This is a genomic window from Asaia sp. W19, assembly GCF_003994335.1.
Taxonomy (GTDB): Bacteria; Pseudomonadota; Alphaproteobacteria; order Acetobacterales; family Acetobacteraceae; genus Asaia.
On record NZ_PNQZ01000102.1, the window covers coordinates 1 to 3,034 of the forward strand.

At 62.2% G+C, this 3,034-nt stretch carries 4 protein-coding genes; 1 reads left to right on the forward strand and 3 read right to left on the reverse strand.

Translation table 11 applies throughout. From position 1 onward, the window contains the following. The first annotated feature begins 139 nt into the window (after positions 1-139). Positions 140-1,426, forward strand: a complete 1,287-nt coding sequence (locus C0V97_RS16730) for a class I SAM-dependent RNA methyltransferase (RefSeq protein ID WP_127102585.1) — start codon at positions 140-142, stop codon at positions 1,424-1,426. Here C0V97_RS16730 and C0V97_RS16735 read toward each other — a convergent pair. The 3 genes from C0V97_RS16735 to C0V97_RS16745 form a co-directional block, all read right to left on the reverse strand. Then, positions 1,417-1,800 (reverse strand): iron-sulfur cluster assembly accessory protein, encoded by a 384-nt coding sequence (locus tag C0V97_RS16735; RefSeq protein ID WP_127102586.1) that lies wholly within the window; start codon positions 1,798-1,800, stop codon positions 1,417-1,419. The two genes, C0V97_RS16730 and C0V97_RS16735, sit on opposite strands and share 10 nt — an antisense overlap. Positions 1,801-1,814: 14 nt before the next feature. Beyond that, the gene (locus tag C0V97_RS16740) at positions 1,815-2,195 is read right to left on the reverse strand and encodes an SUF system Fe-S cluster assembly protein (RefSeq protein ID WP_127102587.1); all 381 of its coding nucleotides are present in this window, start codon (positions 2,193-2,195) and stop codon (positions 1,815-1,817) included. A gap of 16 nt (positions 2,196-2,211) precedes the next feature. Beyond that, on the reverse strand, positions 2,212-3,034 hold an 823-nt coding region (locus tag C0V97_RS16745; protein WP_148114957.1), incomplete at its 5' end, for a cysteine desulfurase.

Consider the following 3,034-nt stretch of genomic DNA (forward strand, 5'->3'; position numbering starts at 1 on the left):
GTCCTTCGATCACGATACGCCGCGCACCGGGTTCGGCCATGAAACGCCTGCCTTCATGCTCTTGCCGCGCCGCAATCGGCGCATCGAGCAGGACGAGCAGGTCGGACCGATCCAGCATCGCGGCACAGTCTGATCCCTGATGCCCAGTATCGTTGAAGCCGAAATTCGCGCCTTTGGCGCGAATGGCGACGGGCTTGTGCTGATTGATGACAAGCCCGCCTACATCCCTCACGCCGTGCCGGGTGACCGGATGCGTCTTCGCGTGGGGGATGACCGGCAGGTCGAGGTGCTCGACCTGCTTTCCCCTTCCCCTGAACGCGTATCGCCCGTCTGCGCGCTCTTCGGGCAGTGCGGTGGTTGTTCCATGCAGACCACTGCCCTCCCCGCATTGCTCGACTGGAAAACCGCGCTTGTGCGCCACGCTCTTGAACGGGCAGGCTTCCGCACGCTCCCGCGCGTCACCTCCGTCCAGGTCCCTCCCGAGACGCGCCGCCGTATCGATCTGGCCTTCCAGCGGCAGCCGGGTCGACTCGTTCTCGGCCTCCATCGCCGTCACGGCGATGTCGTCGACATGACAGAGTGCCATGTCGTGCATCCTGCGCTCCTGGCGCTGCTCGACCCGTTGCGCCACGTCCTGTCTTCGCTCGGCGCAGTGACAGGAGGCGGTGATCTCCAGATCAATCTCTACAGTTCGGGTCCGGATATTCTGCTCTCGACCGATTCTGCGTTGGCGCCGACCGACCGCGTAAAACTCGCGGCGTTCGGGCGGGATCACAGGATTCCCCGTATCTCATGGAAGTCGAGGCGCCGCCCCGAGCAGGGATTCGAGATCGTCGCTCAGCAGGGACCCGTCTTCCATGCCTTCGGTGCGGTCAAGCTGTGCCCGCCCCCTGGCGGGTTCCTGCAAGCGACGGAACAGAGTGAGAGCGCCATCGCTCAGGCAGTGCTCGATGCGCTGCCCTCGCTGAACAGGCGCGATCCTATCGTTGAGCTCTTCGCGGGCTTTGGTACGTTGACGGTTCCCATGGCCCAGAAAGGGCGCGTTTTCGCCTATGAAGGGCATTTCGAGGCGATCTCAGCCCTCAAATCAGGGGCGATCGGTCAGAGAATCGAAACAACGCACCGCGATCTGACACGCCAGCCCCTGATCGCCAAGGAATTCACCAAGGCCCGCGTGGTCGTGCTCGATCCGCCCCATGCGGGAGCGTTGATCCAGATGGACCATATCGCACGCTCCGGCGTGGAGGATATTGTCTATGTGAGTTGCAACCCGCAAGCGCTCCAGAAAGACTCTGCTCTTCTGCAGAAAGCGGGATACGAGGTGCTATCCGTTTCGGTTATCGACCAGTTCCTCTGGTCTACGGAAGTTGAAGCCGTCGTCAGCTTCACAAAGAGCAAAAAGAGACTTTCACGCCGTCAGACGTGAAAGCTCTCACCGCACCCGCAGCGGCCCTTTTCATTGGGATTGGTGAAGGTAAAGCCTGATTCGAGATCCTTGACCTCATAATCCATTACCGTCCCGATCAGAAACAGGGTCGCCTTGCGATCGACCAGCACGTCCACCCCATGATCCGTCACACGCTCATCACCGGGCAGGGCCGCATCGACGAAACTCATGTCGTAAGACATGCCCGAGCATCCGCGCGTGTTCACCCCGATACGCAGGAGTTGGCCCTTGTTTGCGCCTTCATACAGTTTCCTCAGACGCGAGGCTGCACGCTCGGTCATCCGCATGAGAGGAGGCAGCGCCCGGGGGGCCGCGACCTTGATCGGGGCCTGTTCTGTCTGTGTCGCGCTCATACTCGTTTCCCTGTTCAGAACATGTTCAGTGCAAGCCGGGCATCGTCGCTCATGCGGCTCATATCCCATGGCGGATCCCAGACGATAGCGACGCTGGCCTTGCTCACCCCGGGAAGAGCGGCCACGGCCTCGCGCACCTGCTCGGGTAATTCCTGTGCGCTCGGACAATTGGGCGCCGTAAGTGTCATTTCGATATCGACGCGCCCGTCATCATGCAGATCGATTGCATAGATGAGCCCCAGCTCGTAGATATTGACCGGGATTTCCGGATCATAGACCGTGGCAATGGCGGAAATGACGCTGTCCTCATCGGGAACACCGGCCTGGTCTGCAGCAACGGTTTCCTCGGGCGGAGCGCCGAGCGGTCTGGTCAGGATGTGACCCTCTTCAGACATGAATGACCTCCCTCAATCAGACCAGCATCTGTCGGGCGCGCGCAACGCCCTTGACCAGTGCATCGATATCGTCGCGTGTGGTGTAAACGCCAAAGCTCGCCCGTGCTGTGGCGGTGAGCCCGAGCCGACGGATCAGCGGTTCGGCGCAATGCTGTCCAGCGCGTATGGCAATGCCCTGGCGATCCAGCAGAACCGCCAGATCATGTGGGTGCGCCCCATCGACAATGAAAGAGACGACCCCGCCCTGATCGGCAGGCGCGCCAACGAGCTTCACGCCCTCACTGCCGCCCAGCACGTTACGGGTATAGGCCACGAGCGCCTTTTCATGGGCGGTGATCGCTTCGGCACCCAGCTCTTCCATGAACGCGAGCGCCGCGCCGAGCCCGATGACCTCGATGATCGGCGGCGTCCCTGCCTCGAATTTATGCGGCAGCCCGGCCCAACTCGATTTCTCGAAGCTGACGCTCTCGATCATCTCCCCACCACCCAGGAAAGGCGGCATGGCATTGAGCAGCTCGGACCGGCCCCAGAGCACCCCGATGCCGGTCGGGCCATAGAGCTTGTGCCCCGTGCAGACGAAGAAATCCGCCCCGAGCGCCTGCACATCAATGGCGCGATGCACGGCTGACTGCGACCCATCGAGCAGGATCTTTGCGCCATGCGCATGCGCCAGACGCGCCAGTTCATGCGCCGGCGTCAGCGTCCCCAGGACATTCGACATATGGGTGATGGCCACAAGCCCGACACGCCCGTCCGAGAGCAGGCTCTGGTAAGCGTCGAGGTCCAGATCCCCGKTCTCGGTGMTCGGCGCCACGCGGAGTTCCAGCCCGGCTCGATCG

Excerpts from the sequence above, each read along its gene's own strand:
- C0V97_RS16730 (WP_127102585.1), top strand. The coding sequence starts at position 140 with ATGCCCAGTATCGTTGAAGCCGAAATTCGCGCCTTTGGCGCGAATGGC.
- C0V97_RS16735 (WP_127102586.1), bottom strand. The coding sequence starts at position 1,800 with ATGAGCGCGACACAGACAGAACAGGCCCCGATCAAGGTCGCGGCCCCC.
- C0V97_RS16740 (WP_127102587.1), bottom strand. The coding sequence starts at position 2,195 with ATGTCTGAAGAGGGTCACATCCTGACCAGACCGCTCGGCGCTCCGCCC.